This is a genomic window from Achromobacter deleyi (genome assembly GCF_902859705.1).
In the GTDB taxonomy this organism is placed as follows: domain Bacteria; phylum Pseudomonadota; class Gammaproteobacteria; order Burkholderiales; family Burkholderiaceae_B; genus Achromobacter; species Achromobacter deleyi.
Window position 1 is genome coordinate 1 of the sequence record NZ_CADIJO010000006.1, and the last position, 16,220, is coordinate 16,220.

Annotated in this window: 16 protein-coding genes and 1 other RNA gene; 7 read left to right on the forward strand and 10 right to left on the reverse strand. The window is 63.3% G+C overall.

Features of this window, described 5'->3' with window-relative positions; translation table 11 throughout:
- Positions 1 to 1,148 precede the first annotated feature (1,148 nt).
- Positions 1,149 to 1,625, reverse strand: a complete 477-nt coding sequence (locus HV798_RS10580) for an Lrp/AsnC family transcriptional regulator (RefSeq protein WP_025137452.1) — start codon at positions 1,623 to 1,625, stop codon at positions 1,149 to 1,151.
- 156 nt (positions 1,626 to 1,781) lie between these two features.
- On the opposite strand from HV798_RS10580, the gene hppD reads away from it, so the two are divergent.
- Positions 1,782 to 2,894 (forward strand): 4-hydroxyphenylpyruvate dioxygenase, encoded by a 1,113-nt coding sequence (gene hppD / locus HV798_RS10585; RefSeq protein WP_175195530.1) that lies wholly within the window; start codon positions 1,782 to 1,784, stop codon positions 2,892 to 2,894.
- An 84-nt stretch (positions 2,895 to 2,978) separates the two neighbouring features.
- Here hppD and msrA read toward each other — a convergent pair whose 3' ends face one another.
- From msrA to ilvD, 3 genes are read right to left on the reverse strand one after another with little or no spacing between them, the layout of a single operon-like run.
- On the reverse strand, positions 2,979 to 3,533 hold the full coding sequence (gene msrA, locus HV798_RS10590) for a peptide-methionine (S)-S-oxide reductase MsrA (protein WP_025137454.1): 555 nt from the start codon (positions 3,531 to 3,533) through the stop codon (positions 2,979 to 2,981).
- A gap of 28 nt (positions 3,534 to 3,561) precedes the next feature.
- Positions 3,562 to 3,897, reverse strand: coding sequence for a c-type cytochrome (locus HV798_RS10595; protein WP_175195532.1), 336 nt, complete (start codon positions 3,895 to 3,897; stop codon positions 3,562 to 3,564).
- Positions 3,881 to 5,566, reverse strand: a complete 1,686-nt coding sequence (ilvD, locus tag HV798_RS10600; protein ID WP_175195534.1) for a dihydroxy-acid dehydratase — start codon at positions 5,564 to 5,566, stop codon at positions 3,881 to 3,883. Before ilvD ends, HV798_RS10595 begins: the two co-directional genes overlap by 17 nt.
- Before the next feature lie 134 nt (positions 5,567 to 5,700).
- On the opposite strand from ilvD, the gene lgt reads away from it, so the two are divergent.
- A complete protein-coding gene (lgt, locus tag HV798_RS10605) occupies positions 5,701 to 6,489 on the forward strand; it encodes a prolipoprotein diacylglyceryl transferase (protein ID WP_175195536.1) in 789 nt (262 codons plus the stop codon).
- On the opposite strand, the gene HV798_RS10610 is transcribed toward lgt, so the two are convergent.
- The 4 genes from HV798_RS10610 to HV798_RS10625 form a co-directional block, all read right to left on the reverse strand.
- The gene (locus HV798_RS10610) at positions 6,464 to 7,228 is read right to left on the reverse strand and encodes an SIMPL domain-containing protein (RefSeq protein WP_175195538.1); all 765 of its coding nucleotides are present in this window, start codon (positions 7,226 to 7,228) and stop codon (positions 6,464 to 6,466) included. The genes lgt and HV798_RS10610 overlap by 26 nt on opposite strands.
- A gap of 74 nt (positions 7,229 to 7,302) precedes the next feature.
- Positions 7,303 to 7,487, reverse strand: a non-coding RNA gene (ssrS, locus tag HV798_RS10615) — 6S RNA.
- 42 nt (positions 7,488 to 7,529) lie between these two features.
- Positions 7,530 to 7,841 carry a cell division protein ZapA gene (locus HV798_RS10620; RefSeq protein ID WP_025137459.1) on the reverse strand — a complete coding sequence of 104 codons (312 nt, stop codon included), beginning with the start codon at positions 7,839 to 7,841 and terminating at the stop codon, positions 7,530 to 7,532.
- Positions 7,841 to 8,371, reverse strand: a complete 531-nt coding sequence (locus tag HV798_RS10625; RefSeq protein WP_175195622.1) for a hypothetical protein — start codon at positions 8,369 to 8,371, stop codon at positions 7,841 to 7,843. The genes HV798_RS10620 and HV798_RS10625 overlap by 1 nt, the downstream gene beginning before the upstream one ends.
- Positions 8,372 to 8,767: 396 nt before the next feature.
- On the opposite strand from HV798_RS10625, the gene HV798_RS10630 reads away from it, so the two are divergent.
- From HV798_RS10630 to HV798_RS10645, 4 genes are all read left to right on the forward strand, one after another.
- The gene (locus HV798_RS10630) at positions 8,768 to 9,232 is read left to right on the forward strand and encodes a tripartite tricarboxylate transporter TctB family protein (RefSeq protein ID WP_175195539.1); all 465 of its coding nucleotides are present in this window, start codon (positions 8,768 to 8,770) and stop codon (positions 9,230 to 9,232) included.
- 13 nt (positions 9,233 to 9,245) lie between these two features.
- Positions 9,246 to 10,751: a tripartite tricarboxylate transporter permease gene (locus tag HV798_RS10635; RefSeq protein ID WP_175195541.1), complete on the forward strand. Its 1,506-nt coding sequence runs from the start codon at positions 9,246 to 9,248 to the stop codon at positions 10,749 to 10,751.
- A 205-nt stretch (positions 10,752 to 10,956) separates the two neighbouring features.
- Entirely contained in the window at positions 10,957 to 12,561 is a 1,605-nt protein-coding gene (locus tag HV798_RS10640; RefSeq protein WP_175195543.1) for a gamma-glutamyltransferase family protein, read from the forward strand.
- 52 nt (positions 12,562 to 12,613) lie between these two features.
- A complete protein-coding gene (locus HV798_RS10645; RefSeq protein WP_025137464.1) occupies positions 12,614 to 13,519 on the forward strand; it encodes an NAD(P)-dependent oxidoreductase in 906 nt (301 codons plus the stop codon).
- Positions 13,520 to 13,567: 48 nt separating this feature from the next.
- Here the strand turns inward: HV798_RS10645 and HV798_RS10650 are convergent, their stop codons facing one another.
- On the reverse strand, positions 13,568 to 14,200 hold the full coding sequence (locus tag HV798_RS10650; protein WP_025137465.1) for an FMN-dependent NADH-azoreductase: 633 nt from the start codon (positions 14,198 to 14,200) through the stop codon (positions 13,568 to 13,570).
- A 126-nt stretch (positions 14,201 to 14,326) separates the two neighbouring features.
- On the opposite strand from HV798_RS10650, the gene HV798_RS10655 reads away from it, so the two are divergent.
- Positions 14,327 to 15,265 carry a LysR family transcriptional regulator gene (locus HV798_RS10655; protein ID WP_025137466.1) on the forward strand — a complete coding sequence of 313 codons (939 nt, stop codon included), beginning with the start codon at positions 14,327 to 14,329 and terminating at the stop codon, positions 15,263 to 15,265.
- Here HV798_RS10655 and HV798_RS10660 read toward each other — a convergent pair.
- A complete protein-coding gene (locus HV798_RS10660) occupies positions 15,259 to 16,188 on the reverse strand; it encodes a 2-hydroxyacid dehydrogenase (RefSeq protein ID WP_175195545.1) in 930 nt (309 codons plus the stop codon). The genes HV798_RS10655 and HV798_RS10660 overlap by 7 nt on opposite strands.
- Positions 16,189 to 16,220: the final 32 nt, after the last annotated feature.

The following is a 16,220-nucleotide window of genomic DNA, read 5'->3' on the forward strand; positions in this document are numbered from 1 at the left end:
TAACCCCCGAAAGGGTCGAGTCATACGTCGCTACTCAAAGGAAGTGAGGTATGTTCTTAAACTTGACGTCTAAGGTACTTCACTTCTAGTGAGCACTTGATTTCATTGTGCTTGTGACCGAAGTCACTATGCACCCGCATCAAGCGCCCACACTTATCGGTTGTTTAATTGTTAAAGAGCGGCACTGCTAAATTCTGTACTGCGTTTACTTCTTACTGCTATCTGCCCCTCAACTTCGGCTAACTTCGCTTTCGCGTCGTCGCTGTCGTTGCAGCAGAGAAACGAGATTATGAAGAAGTTTTTATCGTTTGTCAAGTCAGCTTCGTTTCGCTTTAAAACTTTCGTTTTTCAACTCAACTTCACCGCCTTGCCACTCGACCCCTTCAGGTCTCGCCTTAGCAGCTATCGAAACATCAGGGTTAACCCTAACTTTTCGGCAACTGCCAAGCCTGAAACTATAACACAACTTTTGCAGATTATGCAACCGGCTTTTGCCTAATTTGCACCCTATCTTGCAACCCCGCTATCCGGTGAATCACTTCACTTTCCAGCAGCCCCGGGAAACCCCAGAGGTTGGTTACCGCCCAGTCGGCTAGCAACTTGATTCAGACCACCCTACCGGGTAAACCCTGATTCGCTGTCACCAGCCAAGCCCAAGACTATAGCACAATTTTTGCAGATTGTGCAACTGGCTTCTGCCTGATTTGCACCATCTTTTGCAAAACCCGCTGACTGCTGGTTCGAGAATCAGGTCACAAACTGCTGACCCACTCATCGCCTTGGAGCCCTGCGGCAAATCTGTCTTGCCGAGGCATCCAGATCCGTTGCACTTGCTTGGCTTCGCGGTTCACAAAACTGCTTGAACTGCGAAGGAGCGAGACTATAGCACAGATTTTTGGCTTGTCACGCCAGGATGACACCCACTTTGCAGAAAGATGATGTTTTCGGGGGACGCACCCCTTGAGACCCTGGGGTTCCTGTAGCTTCTCCTCCATATAGAGGGGCAGTCTGGCACGGACAGTTCCCTCTATATAGGTAAGGCGCGTCTCTCTATATAGGAGTGCCGACCTGGTCTGCCCTCCCTATGTTCGCCACCCTTGCGGCCCTCTTATATAGAGCACGCGAAAGTCCTGCCTCGCCCCCACGGACTACAGCCGCAGTTCGGTGGTTTCCTTGATTTGCTGAAGCGCAAAGAAGGATCGCATGTCGACCACCGCCGGGTGGCGCATCAAGGTGTCCATGGCGAACTTGGAGAAGTGGGCCAGGTCAGCGACCTGGATGCGCAGCAGATAGTCCATGTCGCCAGACATGGCGTAGCACTCGACTACCTCGGGCCAGAGCTGCACGTCGCGGGCGAAGTCGCTCATCGGGGCGTGACTGGACCCGCTGTATTTGTTCAGGCGGATGTTCACGTACGCCAGCAGACCGAGCCCCACCTTTTCGGCGTCGATCAGCGCCACGTACTTCTTGATGAAGCCCTTCTCTTCCAGGCGCCGGACCCGGCGCAGGCAGGGACTGGGCGACAGGGATACGCGGTCGGCCAGCTCTTGATTGCTGAGCCGGCCATCGCGTTGCAACTCGGCCAGAATCCTTAGATCTGTCCTATCAAGCTCCAAGTCAGACATATTTAGCCCCAGATGTTTTATCTTCGGCAATATTATTGCCCAACCTTGCCGCTTTCGCGACATGTTTGCAATTGTCTGCCTGCGGTTCCTCCCTACAATCTTCATCCTGGACTTGGAGAACAAGTCGACCGCACAACGATTCAAGGGAGCAGACCTATGAGCAGCGCTTTCCAACCCTGGGACAACCCGATGGGCACCGCCGGGTTCGAATTCATCGAGTACGCCGCGCCGGACCCCGCCGCGCTGCGCAAGGTGTTCGAACTGCTGGGCTTCAAGGCCATCGCCAAGCACCGCCACAAGGACGTGACGCTGTACCGCCAGGGCGGCGTGAACTTCCTGATCAACGCCGAACCCGATTCGTTCGCCCAGCGCTTTGCCCGCCTGCATGGCCCGTCCATCTGTGCCATCGGCTTTCGCGTGCAAGATGCCGCGGCCGCCTACAAGCGCGCGCTGGAACTGGGCGCCTGGGGCTTCGATTCGCACAGCGGCCCGATGGAACTGAACATTCCCGCCATCAAGGGTATCGGCGATTCGCTGATCTACCTGGTGGATCGCTGGCAGGGCAAGGAAGGCCACGGCGGCATCGGCGACATCAGCATCTATGACGTGGACTTCGTGCCGGTGGACCCGGACAACGCGCAGGCCGACCTGAACCATCGCGGCGCGGGCCTGACGCTGGTGGATCACCTGACGCACAATGTGCACAAGGGCCGCATGGCCGAATGGTCCGAGTTCTACGAGCGCCTGTTCAACTTCCGCGAAGTGCGCTACTTCGACATCGAAGGCAAGGTGACGGGCGTGAAGTCCAAGGCGATGACGTCGCCCTGCGGCAATATCCGCATTCCGATCAACGAGGAAGGCACGGAAGAGAAAGGCCAGATCCAGGAATACCTGGACCTGTACCGCGGCGAAGGCATCCAGCACATCGCCATGGCCACCGAAGACATCTACGGCACCATCGAGGCGCTGCGCGCCAACGGTGTAGTGTTCCTGGATACGCCGGAAACCTATTACGAGCTGCTGGACCGCCGCCTGCCCAACCACGGCGAAGACGTGGCCCGCCTGCAGAAGAACCGCATCCTGCTGGATGGCGCCCCCGACGGTGGACTGCTGCTGCAGATCTTCACCGAAAACCAGATCGGCCCGATCTTTTTCGAGATCATCCAGCGCAAGGGCAACGACGGTTTCGGCGAAGGCAACTTCAAGGCCCTGTTCGAGTCGATCGAGCTGGACCAGATGCGCCGCGGCGTGGTGAAAAACGTCGACTGACCGCTTCCCCCTCCAGCGCCCGGCGTCTTGCGCCGCGCGCTGGCCTTGAAACCTCACCTTGCGTGAGGTTTTTTTTCGCCGGTGTTATTTCGTCAGGCGGTCCTGGAACTGCTTGCGGAACTTGGCCACCTTGGGCGCGATGACGAATTGGCAATAGCCTTGCTCGGGGTGCAGGGCGAAATAATTGCGGTGATAGTCTTCGGCCTGCCAGAACTTGGCGGGTGCCAACACCTTGGTGACGATGGGCGCATCGTAGATTTTCTGCGCATCGACTTCGGCGATGACGGCTTCGGCCTGTTCGCGCTGGGCGTCGTTCTGCCAGAAGATGGCCGATTCGTACTGCGGACCGATATCGTTGCCCTGGCGGCCCGGGGTGGTCGGGTCGTGGGTGGCGAAGAAGACGCGCAGCAGGTCACTGTAGGAAAGCTCGGCCGGATCGAATTCGACGCGGGCCACTTCGATGTGCCCGGTGTCCTTGCCGCAGACCTGCTCGTAGCTGGGGTTGTCCACGTGGCCGCCGCTATAGCCGGGCAGCACGCTCTTGACGCCGCGCAGATTCTCGAAGACCGCTTCGACGCACCAGAAGCAGCCACCGCCAAGAACGGCGACTTCATTGCCCGGGGAAGGTTGTTCTGCCATGACGATTCCTTTCTAGAAGACGATAAGACTACTGCTTGGGCGGCGCGAGCGACAAGATCCATTCGGCCAGGAGGCGCGCGTCTTCAGGGCTGACGTGGGTTTGCGCCGGCATGGGCACGGCGCCCCAGGCGCCGCGGCCGCCCCCGCGGATCTTGCCGGCCAGGTAATCCACCATGGCGTCGCCCTGCCCGGCATAGCGCTCGGCCACGCTGGCCAGCGGCGGGCCCACGCGCTTGGCGTCCACCTGGTGGCACGCCATACAGGCCTTGCTCTTGGCCAGGTCCAGGCCGGTGGTCTGGGCCTGCGCCCCACCGGCGACCAGCAGGCCGGCGGCGACTACCCACAAACTACGTATCAAATGCATCGGTTACTGCCCCACGGCTCGCGGTGCTGGCGAGCTTGCCGAACTTGGCAAGCACACCGCGTCTATAACGCGGCTTGGGCTGGACCCAGGCCTGACGACGAGCCGCCATTTCTTCGTCGCTGATATTGAGCTGCAACAGCAGCTTGTGGGCATCGATGGTAACCGAATCGCCCTCGCGAATCAGCGCGATCGGGCCGCCTACGAAGGCTTCGGGCGCCACGTGGCCCACGACCATGCCCCAGGTGCCGCCGGAGAATCGGCCGTCGGTGATGAGGCCGACGGTTTCGCCCAGGCCCTGCCCGATCAGGGCGGAGGTCGGCGCCAGCATTTCACGCATGCCGGGCCCTCCCTTGGGACCTTCGTAGCGGATCACCACCACGTCGCCGTCTTTGATCTGGCGCGCCATGATGGCGGCCATGGCGTCGTCTTCGGAATCGAAGACGCGCGCCGGCCCGGTGATGACCGGATTCTTCAGGCCGGTGATCTTGGCCACGCAGCCCTCGGGCGACAGATTGCCCTTGAGGATGGCCAGGTGGCCCTGCGGATACAGGGCGCGGTCCAGCGGCATGATCACATCCTGGTCGGCGCGCGGCGCATCCGGGATGTCTGCCAGGGTCTCGGCGATGGTCTTGCCGGTGATCGTCATGCAATCGCCGTGCAGCAAGCCGGCATTGAGCAGCAGCTTCATGACCTGCGGGATGCCGCCAGCACGATGCAGGTCGGTGGCGACGTACTTGCCGGAAGGCTTCAAGTCGCAAAGCACGGGCACGCGTTTGCGGATGCGTTCGAAATCGTCGATGGTCCAGGGCACCTCGGCGGCATGCGCGATGGCCAGGAAATGCAGCACCGCGTTGGTCGAGCCGCCCGTGGCCATGATGACCGAGACGGCGTTCTCAATGGATTCGCGGGTGATGATGTCGCGCGGGCGCAGGCCACGCCTGACTGCTTCGACCAGGACCCGCGCCGATTCGGCCGCGGACACGACCTTTTCGTCGTCTTCGTTGGCCATGGTGCTGGAGTACGGCAGGCTCATGCCCATGGCTTCGAAGGACGAGCTCATGGTGTTGGCGGTGTACATGCCGCCACAGGAGCCCGACCCGGGGATGGCGCACTTCTCGATCTGCTTGAAGTCAGCCTCGGGCATACGGCCCATGGTGTACTCGCCCACGGCTTCGAAGACCGACACGATGGTCAGGTCCTTGCCCTTGTAGTGGCCCGGCTTGATGGTGCCCCCATAGACGTAGATGCCGGGCACGTTCATGCGCGCCAGGGCGATCATGCCGCCGGGCATGTTCTTGTCGCAGCCGCCGATGACCACCACGCCATCCATCCACTGGCCCTGAGCGGCGGTTTCGATGCAGTCGGCGATGACCTCCCGCGACACCAGCGAATACTTCATGCCTTCGGTGCCCATCGACATGCCGTCCGAGATGGTGGGCGTACCGAATACCTGCGGGTTGGCGCGGGCGCCGCGAATGGCCTCGATGGCGGCGTCGGCCAGGCGCTGCAGGCCGCTGTTGCAGGGGGTGATGGTGGAATGGCCGTTGGCCACGCCGATCATCGGATTCTCGAAGTCGGCTTCCTGGTAGCCCAGCGCGTAATACATGGCGCGATTGGGCGCCCGGGCGACGCCGTGGGTGATATGGCGGGAACGTTCGTTGTGCGACATGGTCTGTTGTCTCCTGTCGGCCGTCAGGGCGCGGACATGGCGGCCGCGCCCGGGAGGGTGGCCTGGCTCGCTCGCATGCGAATCTTCAAGGCTCGCCGGTTATTATCATTCAACTTCATTGTGTCGGGCGGAACATGCTGCAATATCCAAAATTCGACCCCGTTGCCCTGCAGATCGGGCCCTTGGCTATCCATTGGTACGGGCTGATGTATCTGCTGGGCTTCGCCCTGGTGTATTTCCTGGGCCGGCGCCGCATCACGCGCGGCCATACCACGTCGCTGAACGTACGCGACCTGGAAGACCTGATCTTCTACAGCGTGCTGGGCGTGGTGCTGGGCGGGCGACTGGGCTACGTGCTGTTCTACAAGCCGGGCTACTACCTGTCGCACCCGCTGGAAGTGCTGTACCTGTGGGAAGGCGGCATGTCGTTCCACGGCGGCCTGATCGGGGTGATCCTGGTGATGTTGCTGTTCGCCCGCAAGAAAAAGCTGCCGTTTTTCGCAGTCAGCGATTTCATCGCACCGCTCATCCCGCTGGGACTGGGCTTTGGCCGCCTGGGCAATTTCATCAACGGCGAACTGTGGGGCCGCCCCACCGACGTGCCATGGGCGATGGTGTTCCCGAGCAGCGGCGATGGCGTGCCGCGCCATCCGTCGCAGCTCTATGAGCTGGGCCTGGAAGGCATCGTGCTGTTCGCGCTGATGTGGTGGTTTTCGAGCAAGCCGCGCCCGCTGGGGCAGGTGAGCGCGGTATTCCTGATGGGCTACGGAACGTTCCGTTTCCTGGTGGAATTCACCCGCGAGCCGGACAACTTCCTGGGCCTGCTCGCGGGCGGATTGAGCATGGGACAGTGGCTGTCCCTGCCGATGGTCGCCCTGGGCGCCATCATGTTCATTCTTACTGCAAAACGATCGTCCCGTTGACCGAGATGCTGACCGTGACGTCTCCCGCTTCCAGGGGGACGTCCGCGCTGAAGCCGGCGCCACCCGAGGCATCCTTGGCCATCGCGCCCATCATGCGCGGCATCGGCGTGACGCCGCCCGAGCCGCCCAGCTCAAGCTTGCTCAAGCGGTAGCCCGAGAAACCGAAGGCGTTCGATGCCGCCAGCGCGCGGTCCTTGAAGGCCTGCGCGGCTTCTTTCAGCAGCTTGCGTTCTTCGGCTTCGCGCACTTCGCGCGACAGCGAAAAGCTGATGTTCGAAATGGCAGTCTTGTCGGACAGCTTGGAAGCCAGCGCGGCCGCAGCCGCGAAGTCCTTGGATTCCAGGATGATCTCGCCCTGGCCGCGCCAGCCGGCATTCTTGGACACCTTGCTGCCGCTGCTGGAATTGGGCCAGACATTGAAGCTGCCGGTGCGCACATCCACCCCCTTGGTATCGCGGGCCCGCTTGGCCACGTCGTCCAGCATGGCGGTCAGCTTCTGGCCGGCCGTGGGCTGATCCGCGGCTTCGACCTCGGCGGACAGCGAAATACGCACCGTGTCTTGCTTGACCTCGGACGAGGCCGTCGCCTGCAGGGTCAACTCGGGCGAGCGGTTGGCCGTGGCTTCCGTCGGCGCGGGCGTCTGCGCCTGCGCGAACACGGGCTGTGCCATGGACAGAGCGGCCACGGCTGCGCACGCCGCGCCAAGTTTGGTCAGCGAAAAAACGGGGTGTTTGAACATGGACTGGTCCTATGAGGGAGGACGATGGGGAGGCGCCCGACGCGGACCTGCGCTCGTGGCAGGTCCGCTGGGATAGATGCCCCGCCTGTGCCGTCTAGGCCGGCATCTCGAACCCTGAGGTTCAAGGTGGTCGCGTTCCGAAGAGCCTTGGGTTCATCTACGAGAGACAATCACGCCAGCTCTGCACTCCCGCAACCAATATGCCATAAGACATAGGTTCAGAGAATGTATGGCCAAGTCACGGACACGGCAGGGACAAACTGAAAATACTGAAAAAACTGTTGAAAACCGCGTATGAACGTCAGAGCAGTTTTTCTTGGCCCGACAAGGCATCGTCGAGGACTGCGTTCATGTCCTCAATTCTACGCTTGAAGTCGCCGACCGCCAAACCGCCCAGCGGACCATCGGGCGCTTTCATGGCAAGGAGCTCGCCAGCGACCTGCAACGCGGCCATCACGGCGATGCGTTCGTTGCTGGAGACCTTGCCGGTGCCCTGGATGCGCAGCATGAGCTGGTCGACGTGGCGCACGGCGGCCATCAGCGTGGGCTTTTCTTCGGCGGAGCACGCCAGCGAGTAGTCGCGCCCCAATATGGTTACGTCAACGCGTTCCATCAGTGTTGCTCTCCGGACGGCGCACCCGGCAAGCGGGCCAGGACGGCGTCGATGCGCTCGCGGGCCGAGGCAGCGGCCGCGCGCAAGCGCTGTAGTTCGGTGTCGCGCACTTGCAGGCTGCCCTGCAGCTCGGTTTCCCGGGCGGAGAAACGCGCTTCGAGCGAGTGGCGCTCGGCGGTTTCGCGGGCGAGCTGTTCGCGCAGGGCCACTTCGGCCTTCTGTGCCTGCTCGAGCATCGCGGTGACGGCGCCGTCGTTGTCTTGCAGCTTGTGCTGCAAGGCGGCGATGTCGGCGTCGCGCTCGGCAGCGCGTTGCTTGAGCACGCGCTGTTCGGCTTCGGATTCATTCAGGCGCGCGCGCAGAGCATCGCGCTCGGCGTGGAGGTGCCGGGTGCGTTGCACCAGTTGCCCGATACGGGCGGCGAGTTGGTCTAGGTCTTGCAGCATGGGCGCTATCGTAAACCATCCAGGTGGGAATCGGGCCTCTTCACGCAAGGTGAGAAACACGGCAATATTCAGTAGGAAATGCAGCTGTCATTCCAGCGGCCGGCAACATAACCGATCAGGACCAACTAGAAAAGTCCCGCGCGCCTGGAATTCGACGGATCGACTCGGTCCGCTTTCGCATTTCTTTCTATAAACTTTCACTTAGCTTTCAAAACGCCATCAATCTGCCCGCCCCGTTACATCTGGGGATCGGGAGTTCCCCAATTCTAGGGAAAACCCCAGGCTTTCACCGAGCTTACAGGGTTTGCATCGCCGCGGGCGTCCATTACCATTCGGCCTTTCAAGAAGCCTCGCCGACGCTTTCAAAAGACCCAAGGCACCGCGACGTGCCTTTTTTGTGCCTGTCACTCGCCTTTCGGCCCGTCTGGCAGATCACAAGCCCTTTTTTATCTACATGCTGTAAACAGGAGCCAACCAATCATGCAGCTACGCAATCGACAGGACTTCTGGTCGGGGGTGATGTTCATCGCCCTTGGACTGGGATTCGCCTGGCAAGCCAGCAGCTACCAAATGGGTACTGCCGCCCGGATGGGCCCCGGGTATTTTCCTTTCTGGCTAGGCATTGTTCTGGCATTGCTGGGCGCCATCGTGCTGCTTGGCTCGCTGTCCAAGAAGGCCCAGGAGACCCACGTCGACAAGTTCGACTGGCGCATCGTCCTGCTGGTGGTCGGATCCGTGGTCATCTACGGTCTGGTCCTCAAGCTGCTGGGCATCTATATCTCGGTGTTCATCCTGGTTGTGATCAGCAGCCTGGCGAGCCACGAGTTCAGCCTGAAGGTCGCCGTTGCCAACGGCATCTTCCTGGTGGTGTTCTCGTATCTCGCATTCGTCAAGGGGCTGGGGCTGATTTTCCCGCTGTGGCCGTCGTTTCTGGGCATGAACTAAGGAGCAACCGGTCATGGAATTGTTTGACAACCTGATGTTGGGTTTCTCGGTGGCGTTTACGCCCGAGAACCTGTTGTACGCGCTGCTGGGCTGCGTCCTGGGTACGTTGATCGGCGTGCTGCCGGGCATCGGCCCCGTCCCGACCATCGCCATGCTGCTGCCGATCACGTACGTGCTGCCGCCGGTGGCCGGCCTGATCATGCTGGCCGGTATTTACTACGGCGCCCAATATGGTGGCTCGACCACGGCAATTCTCGTGGCGCTGCCAGGGGAAACGTCCGCGGTGGTGACCGTGCTGGACGGTCACCAGATGGCCCGCAATGGCCGTGCTGGCGCCGCCCTGGCGATTGCCGCCCTGGGTTCGTTCTTTGCCGGTTGCGTGGCCACGCTGCTGCTGGCCGCCTTCGCGCCCCCGCTGGCTGAAGTCGCCTTCAAGTTCGGCCCCGCCGAGTACTTCTCGCTGATGTGCCTGGGCCTGGTCGGCGCCGTGGTGCTGGCCTCGGGCTCGCTGCCCAAGGCAATCTCGATGATCATCCTGGGCCTGCTGCTCGGCATGGTCGGCACTGACGTCAACTCGGGCGTTGCCCGCTTCGACTTCGGCGTGCCGGAACTGCAAGACGGTATCGACTTCGCCATCGTGGCCATGGGCGTGTTCGGCTTTGCCGAAATCATGACCAACCTCGAGCAGAAGGAAAACCGCGTCGACATCACCGACAAGATCGGCTCGCTGTATCCCAACAAGCAGGAATTCAAGGAATCGTATCCCGCGGTCATTCGCGGCACGGCCCTGGGTTCGGCCCTGGGCATCCTGCCGGGCGGTGGCGCCGTGCTGTCGTCGTTCGCGTCGTACACGCTGGAAAAGAAGATCTCGCGCAATCCGGAACGCTTCGGCAAGGGCCACCCGGCCGGCCTGGCTGGCCCGGAATCGGCCAACAACGCCGCCGCGCAGACGTCGTTCATCCCGCTGCTGACCCTGGGCATCCCGGGTAACGCCGTGATGGCGCTGATGGTCGGCGCCATGACGATCCACAACATCCAGCCCGGCCCGCAAGTCATGACGAGCCACCCCGAGCTGTTCTGGGGCCTGATCGCCTCGATGTGGATCGGCAACCTGATGCTGGTGGTGCTGAACCTGCCGCTGATCGGCCTGTGGGTCAAGCTGCTCAAGGTGCCCTACCGCATCCTGTTCCCGGCGATTCTGGTGTTCTGCACGATCGGTGTGTATTCGCTGAACTACAACTCGTTCGATATCTTCACGACCGCCATGTTCGGCATCGTGGGCTATGTCTGGTCGAAGCTGAAGTGCGAAGGCGCCCCGCTGCTGCTGGGCCTGGTGCTGGGCCCCATGATGGAAGAGAACTTCCGTCGCGCCCTGCTGCTGTCGCGTGGTGATTTCAGCACCTTCGTGACGCGCCCCCTGTCGGCATCGCTGCTGGCCGTGGCCGTGTTCCTGGTGATCCTGGTGGCCCTGCCGGCCATCCGCAAGAAGCGCGAAGAGACCTTCGTCGAAGAAGAGTGATGCCTTGACCGCTGCCCGCGCGGCAGCGGTTGCAGACTCCTTCCAGACCCCCGGCTTGCCGGGGGTTTTTCTTTGCCCGCCCGCTACGCCGCAACGGTAAGCTTGGCACGGCAAAAGCTACTAATAATTACAACGCGCTACAGGATGCGCGGCAACGTCGATCTTCTACGTTAAGCTACGGGTTTACCCCACGCGACGATTCGACATGAATTTCGACTGGAACAACCCCTATCCCACCACGCGCACGCCGGTGTTCGCGCGCAACGTCGTGGCCACCTCGCAGCCGCTGGCGGCGCAGGCGGGCCTGCGCATCCTGGCCAATGGCGGCAACGCCGTGGACGCCGCCATCGCGGCAGCGGCCACGCTGACGCTGACCGAGCCGGTCAGCAATGGCCTGGGATCGGATTGCTTCGCCATCGTGTGGGACGGCGCCAAGCTGCATGGCCTGAACGCCTCGGGCCCCGCGCCCGCCGGCTGGAACCTGGATTATTTCCGCCGCCGCCACCAGGGTGCGATTCCGACCCGTGGCTGGGATAGCGTCACGGTGCCTGGCTGCGTGGCCGGCTGGGCCGCGTTGCATGAAAGGCTGGGCAGCATGGCGTTCGCCGATGTGCTGGCGCCCGCGATCGACTATGCCGAGCGGGGCTTTGCCATCAGCCCGATGGTGCATCAGAAGTGGGCTGCGCAAGCGGACGTGCTGCAGCCGCAACCGGGCTTTGCCGAACACTTCCTGCCGCGCGGCCGCGCGCCGCACGTGGGCGAGCATTTCGTGCTGAAAGGTGCCGCCGCGACGCTCAAGCGCATTGCGGCCAGCAGCGGCCGTGATTTCTATGAAGGCGAAACCGCCCACAAGCTGGTGGCGCATGCGCAGGCCCATGATGCGGCGCTGACCCTGGCCGACCTGCGCGACTACGCGCCCGAATGGGTCACGCCCATCAGCCAGCTGTACCGCGGGCATACGTTGCACCAGATTCCGCCCAACGGCCAGGGCATCGCCGCCCTGATCGCGCTGGGCATCCTGCAGAATTTCGACCTGGCATCCAGGCCGGTCGACCACCCCGAGACCCAGCACCTGCTGCTCGAGGCCATGAAGCTGGCGTTCGCAGACGTCTATACCCATGTGGCCGACTCGCGCCACATGCGCCTGACCGTGGCGCAGATGCTGCGCGCGGACTACCTGGCCGAACGCGCGCGGCTGATCGACCCGAATGTGGCGCAGGCCTTCGCCTGTGGCCATGCGCCGCAAGGCGGCACGGTCTACCTGACGGCCGCCGACCGCAACGGCATGATGGTGAGCTTCATCCAGTCCAACTACATGGGCTTCGGCTCGGGCGTGGTGGTGCCGGGCACGGGCGTCAGCCTGCAGAACCGCGGCCATTGCTTCAGTACCCTGCCCGATCATCCCAACGTCGTGGCGGGCGGCAAGCGTCCTTTCCACACCATCATTCCGGGCTTCCTGATGCGCGACGGCGCGCCAGTGATGAGCTTCGGGGTGATGGGCGGCAACATGCAGCCGCAGGGCCAGGTGCAGACGCTGGTGCGCATGCTGGACTACGGGCAGCAGCCCCAGGCGGCCTGCGACGCCCCGCGCTGGAAATGGAACCAGGGGCTGGCGGTGGACGTCGAGCCCTCGATGGCGCCTTCCGTGGCCGACGGCCTGCGCGCACGCGGCCACGTGCTGGAAGGCATCGAAGACCCCTACATGGACTTCGGCTCGGGCCAGTTCATCTGGCGCCTGGGCGACCCGGCGGTCGATGGCTACGTCAGCGCCAGCGACAGCCGTCGCGATGGACTCGCCGCCGGCTTTTGATTGCGTTAAGGTTACTGCCTCAGGTTTTCCTTTCCTCTGCGGAGTCCCCTGCATGGCATCGATCGGTACCAAGAGCTACGACGCGGTCGTGGCCCAGAAAGTCGCATTCCTCGGTTTGGGCGTGATGGGCCTGCCCATGGCCGGCCACCTGGCCCGCGCCGGACACGACGTCACCGTCTACAACCGCACGCCGTCCAAGGCCCAGGCCTGGGCCGCGGAATTCGGCGGCCACAGCGCCATGACGCCGCGCGAGGCCGTGGCGGGCGCGCAGATCGTGTTTGCCTGCGTGGGCAATGACGACGACCTGCGCAGCGTGGTGCTGGGCCCTGACGGCGCCTTCTCGGGCATGGCGCCGGGCGCCGTGTTCGTGGACCACACCACCGCGTCGGCCGACGTGGCGCGCGAGCTCTACGCACAAGCCAAGGACCTGGGTCTGAATTTCATCGACGCACCGGTTTCCGGCGGCCAGGCCGGGGCGGTGAATGGCGTCTTGACCATCATGTGCGGCGGCGAACAGGCCGTGTTCGATGCCATCAAGCCGGTGGCGCAGGCCTTCGGCCGCGCGGTCACCCGCGTGGGCCCTCCCGGTGCCGGGCAACTGGCCAAGATGGTCAACCAGATCTGCATCGCCGGCATCGTGCAAGGCCTGTCGGAAGCGGTGGCGTTCGGCCAGGCCGCCGACCTGGACATGAAGCTGGTGCTGGATGTGATCAGCAAGGGCGCGGCCCAGAGCTGGCAGATGGAAAACCGCGGCGGCACGATGGTCGACGACAAGTTCGACTTCGGTTTCGCGGTGGACTGGATGCGCAAGGACCTGGGCCTGGTGCTGGCCGAGGCCCGCCACAACGGCGCGCGCCTGCCGCTGACGGCCCTGGTCGACCAGTTCTACGGCGACGTGCAGAAACTGGGCGGCGGCCGCTGGGATACGTCCAGCCTGATCAAGCGCCTGCGCGACTGATCCGGCCGACTTGAAAAAAATGCGGACCCTTGGGTCCGCATTTTTCATTCAGGCCGCTTGCTGCGCGGCCGAGGCCGGCGCTTGCAGCAGCGCGTCGATACGCTCACGGGCCAGCGCCACGCCTTCCAGCGCAGCGGTCTCGCCCATCGCCATGCCTTCGGCGGCGATGAAGGTGACGTCGGTCATGCCCAGGAAGGCCAGCATCTGCCGCAGGTACGGCGTCATGGTGTCCGACGGGGTGCCTTCGGCCTTGCCGCCACGCGCGGTCAACACGAACACCTGCTTACCCTTCACCAAGCCCTCGGGCACGCCTTCCGGCGTATAACGGAACGTGACGCCGGCACGGGCCACGTAGTCCAGATAGCTCTTGAACTGCGCGGGCAGGTTGAAGTTGTAGACCGGCACGGCGAACACGATGCGGTCGGCTTCCTTCAGTTCGGCCACCAGCGTATCGCTGAGTTCGACGATGCGCTGTTGTTCGAGCGTGCGTGCGTCGGCCGGGGTGAACAACGCGCCAGCGGTGGCGCCATCGAAGTACGGCAGCGGCGCAGCGCCGATATCACGGGTGGTGATGACTGCGGCGGGCTCGGCCTGCTTGACGCGGGCGACCAGGTGGTCGGCCAATTGCTTGCTGTGCGAGCGGTCGCCGAGAATCGAGGAAAGGATTACCAGGGTCTTCATGTCTTAATCTCCAGTGGGGACCGCGCGGATGGGGCAGGTCCTGAATGCATGGCCTCACTGTAGATCGCTTAATTGATCACATAAACCCCTGTATGATGAACTACTCGTTCCACACATAGAACAATCATGCAAGATCTGAACGACCTCTACTACTTCTCCCAAGTCGTCGAGCAGGGCGGCTTCAGCGCGGCGGCCCGGGCGTTGGATATTCCCAAATCGCGCCTGTCGCGCCGCATTTCCCACCTGGAAGAAAGCCTGGGCGTGCGGCTGCTGCAACGCACGACCCGCCGGCTTCGGCTGACGGCCGCGGGCGAACGCTATCTGCATTACTGCCGCGAAATGGCGGCGTCGGCCCGTGCGGCGGACGACGCCATGCGCCAGTTGCAGTCCGAACCGTCCGGCCCGGTGATCGTCAGTTGCCCGGTGTCGATCGCGCAGGATGTGCTGGCCCCGCTGCTGCCCGAATTCCTGGATGCCTGGCCGGCGATTTCGGTGCAGCTGCTGGTGACCAACCGCCGGGTGGACCTGATCCGCGAAGGCGTAGACCTGGCGCTGCGCGTGCGGACCAAACTGGATACCGATGCCGAACTGGTGGTGCGCCACCTGGGCACGGCGCGTGGCACGCTGGTGGCCAGCCCCGGCTACCTGCAACGCCACGGCACGCCCGATACGCCGCAGGACCTGGCCTCGCACACCACGCTGAGCTTCAGCGATCCGCAGAACGAAGTGCGCTGGCCCCTGCGCAATGACAAGGGCGAAGAGGTGCACGTCGAATTGAAGCCGCAGCTGTCATGCAACGACTTCATCGTGCTGGTGGAGGCCGCGGTGCGCGGCCGCGGCATCGCGCTGCTGCCCTCGATTGCGACGCACGAAGAACTGCGGCGCGGCCAGCTGGTGCCGGTGCTGCCGCAGTGGCAATCGCCGGAAGGCATCGTGCACTGCATCTATCCGTCGCGCCGCGGCATGATGCCCGCGGTACGCACGTTGCTGGATTTCCTGTCGCAGCGCCTGCCCGCCACCTACCAACGGCTGGAAAAGCAAGGCACTGCGCTGCCTGCTCAGTAACCGCGCGAGCGTTCGACCACGCCCGTGATGGGCTCGCCGCGCATCAACAGCGCTACCTTGGCCGCAATCTGCTCGATGCTTTCGTCGCGCAGGGTACGCGCGGCGATGTGCGGCGTGACGTGCACGCGCGGATCGCGCCAGAACGGATGGTCTTTGGGCAGCGGCTCGGTGTGAAAGACATCCAGCGTGGCGCCGGCGATCTCGCCTTCTTCGAGCATCTGCACCAGGTCTTCTTCGACCAGATGTTCGCCACGGCCGACGTTGACCAGATGCGCGTCGGGCAGCAACTGACCCAGCGTGTCGCGATTGAGGATGCCGCGGGTATCGGGGGTGAGCGGCAGTACGTTGACCAGGAAGCGCGTGCGGGCCAGGAAGGCCGGCAAGGCGTCCTGCCCGGAGAACGTCTGCACGCCGGGGATATCGCGCGGCGTGCGCGACCAGCCCGCCACGGGGTAGCCGAATTCGGCCAGTGTCTGCGCCACGCGCGCGCCGACCTGCCCCAGGCCCAGCACGCCGACCGGCCAGTCCACCTGGCGCGTGCCTTCACGCGTATCCCAATGCTGGCGCGCCTGGGCTTCGTCAAAGGCCTGGAAATCACGCGACACGCGCAGCAAGGCGTAGAGCGCGTATTCGGCCATCTGCACCGACATGCCGGCATCTTCGAGACGCACGATGCGCACCTGCGGCGGAATCTCGGGCATCTTGAGCAAGGCGTCCACGCCCGCGCCCAGATTGAACAAGGTGGTGATGCCGGTTTCGTGGCTGAACAGTTCTGCCGGCGGCCGCCAGACCAGGGCGACTTCGGCGCCCGACGGCGGGCCATCGGGATTCCAGACGGAAATGCGGCAACCGGGCATGGCGGCTTCCAGGCGCGGGACCCAGACATCGGGATCGTGCAGGGGGCAGGCAAAGAGTATGTGCATGACGGTGATCTGTGCGGGCTGGATAAACCACA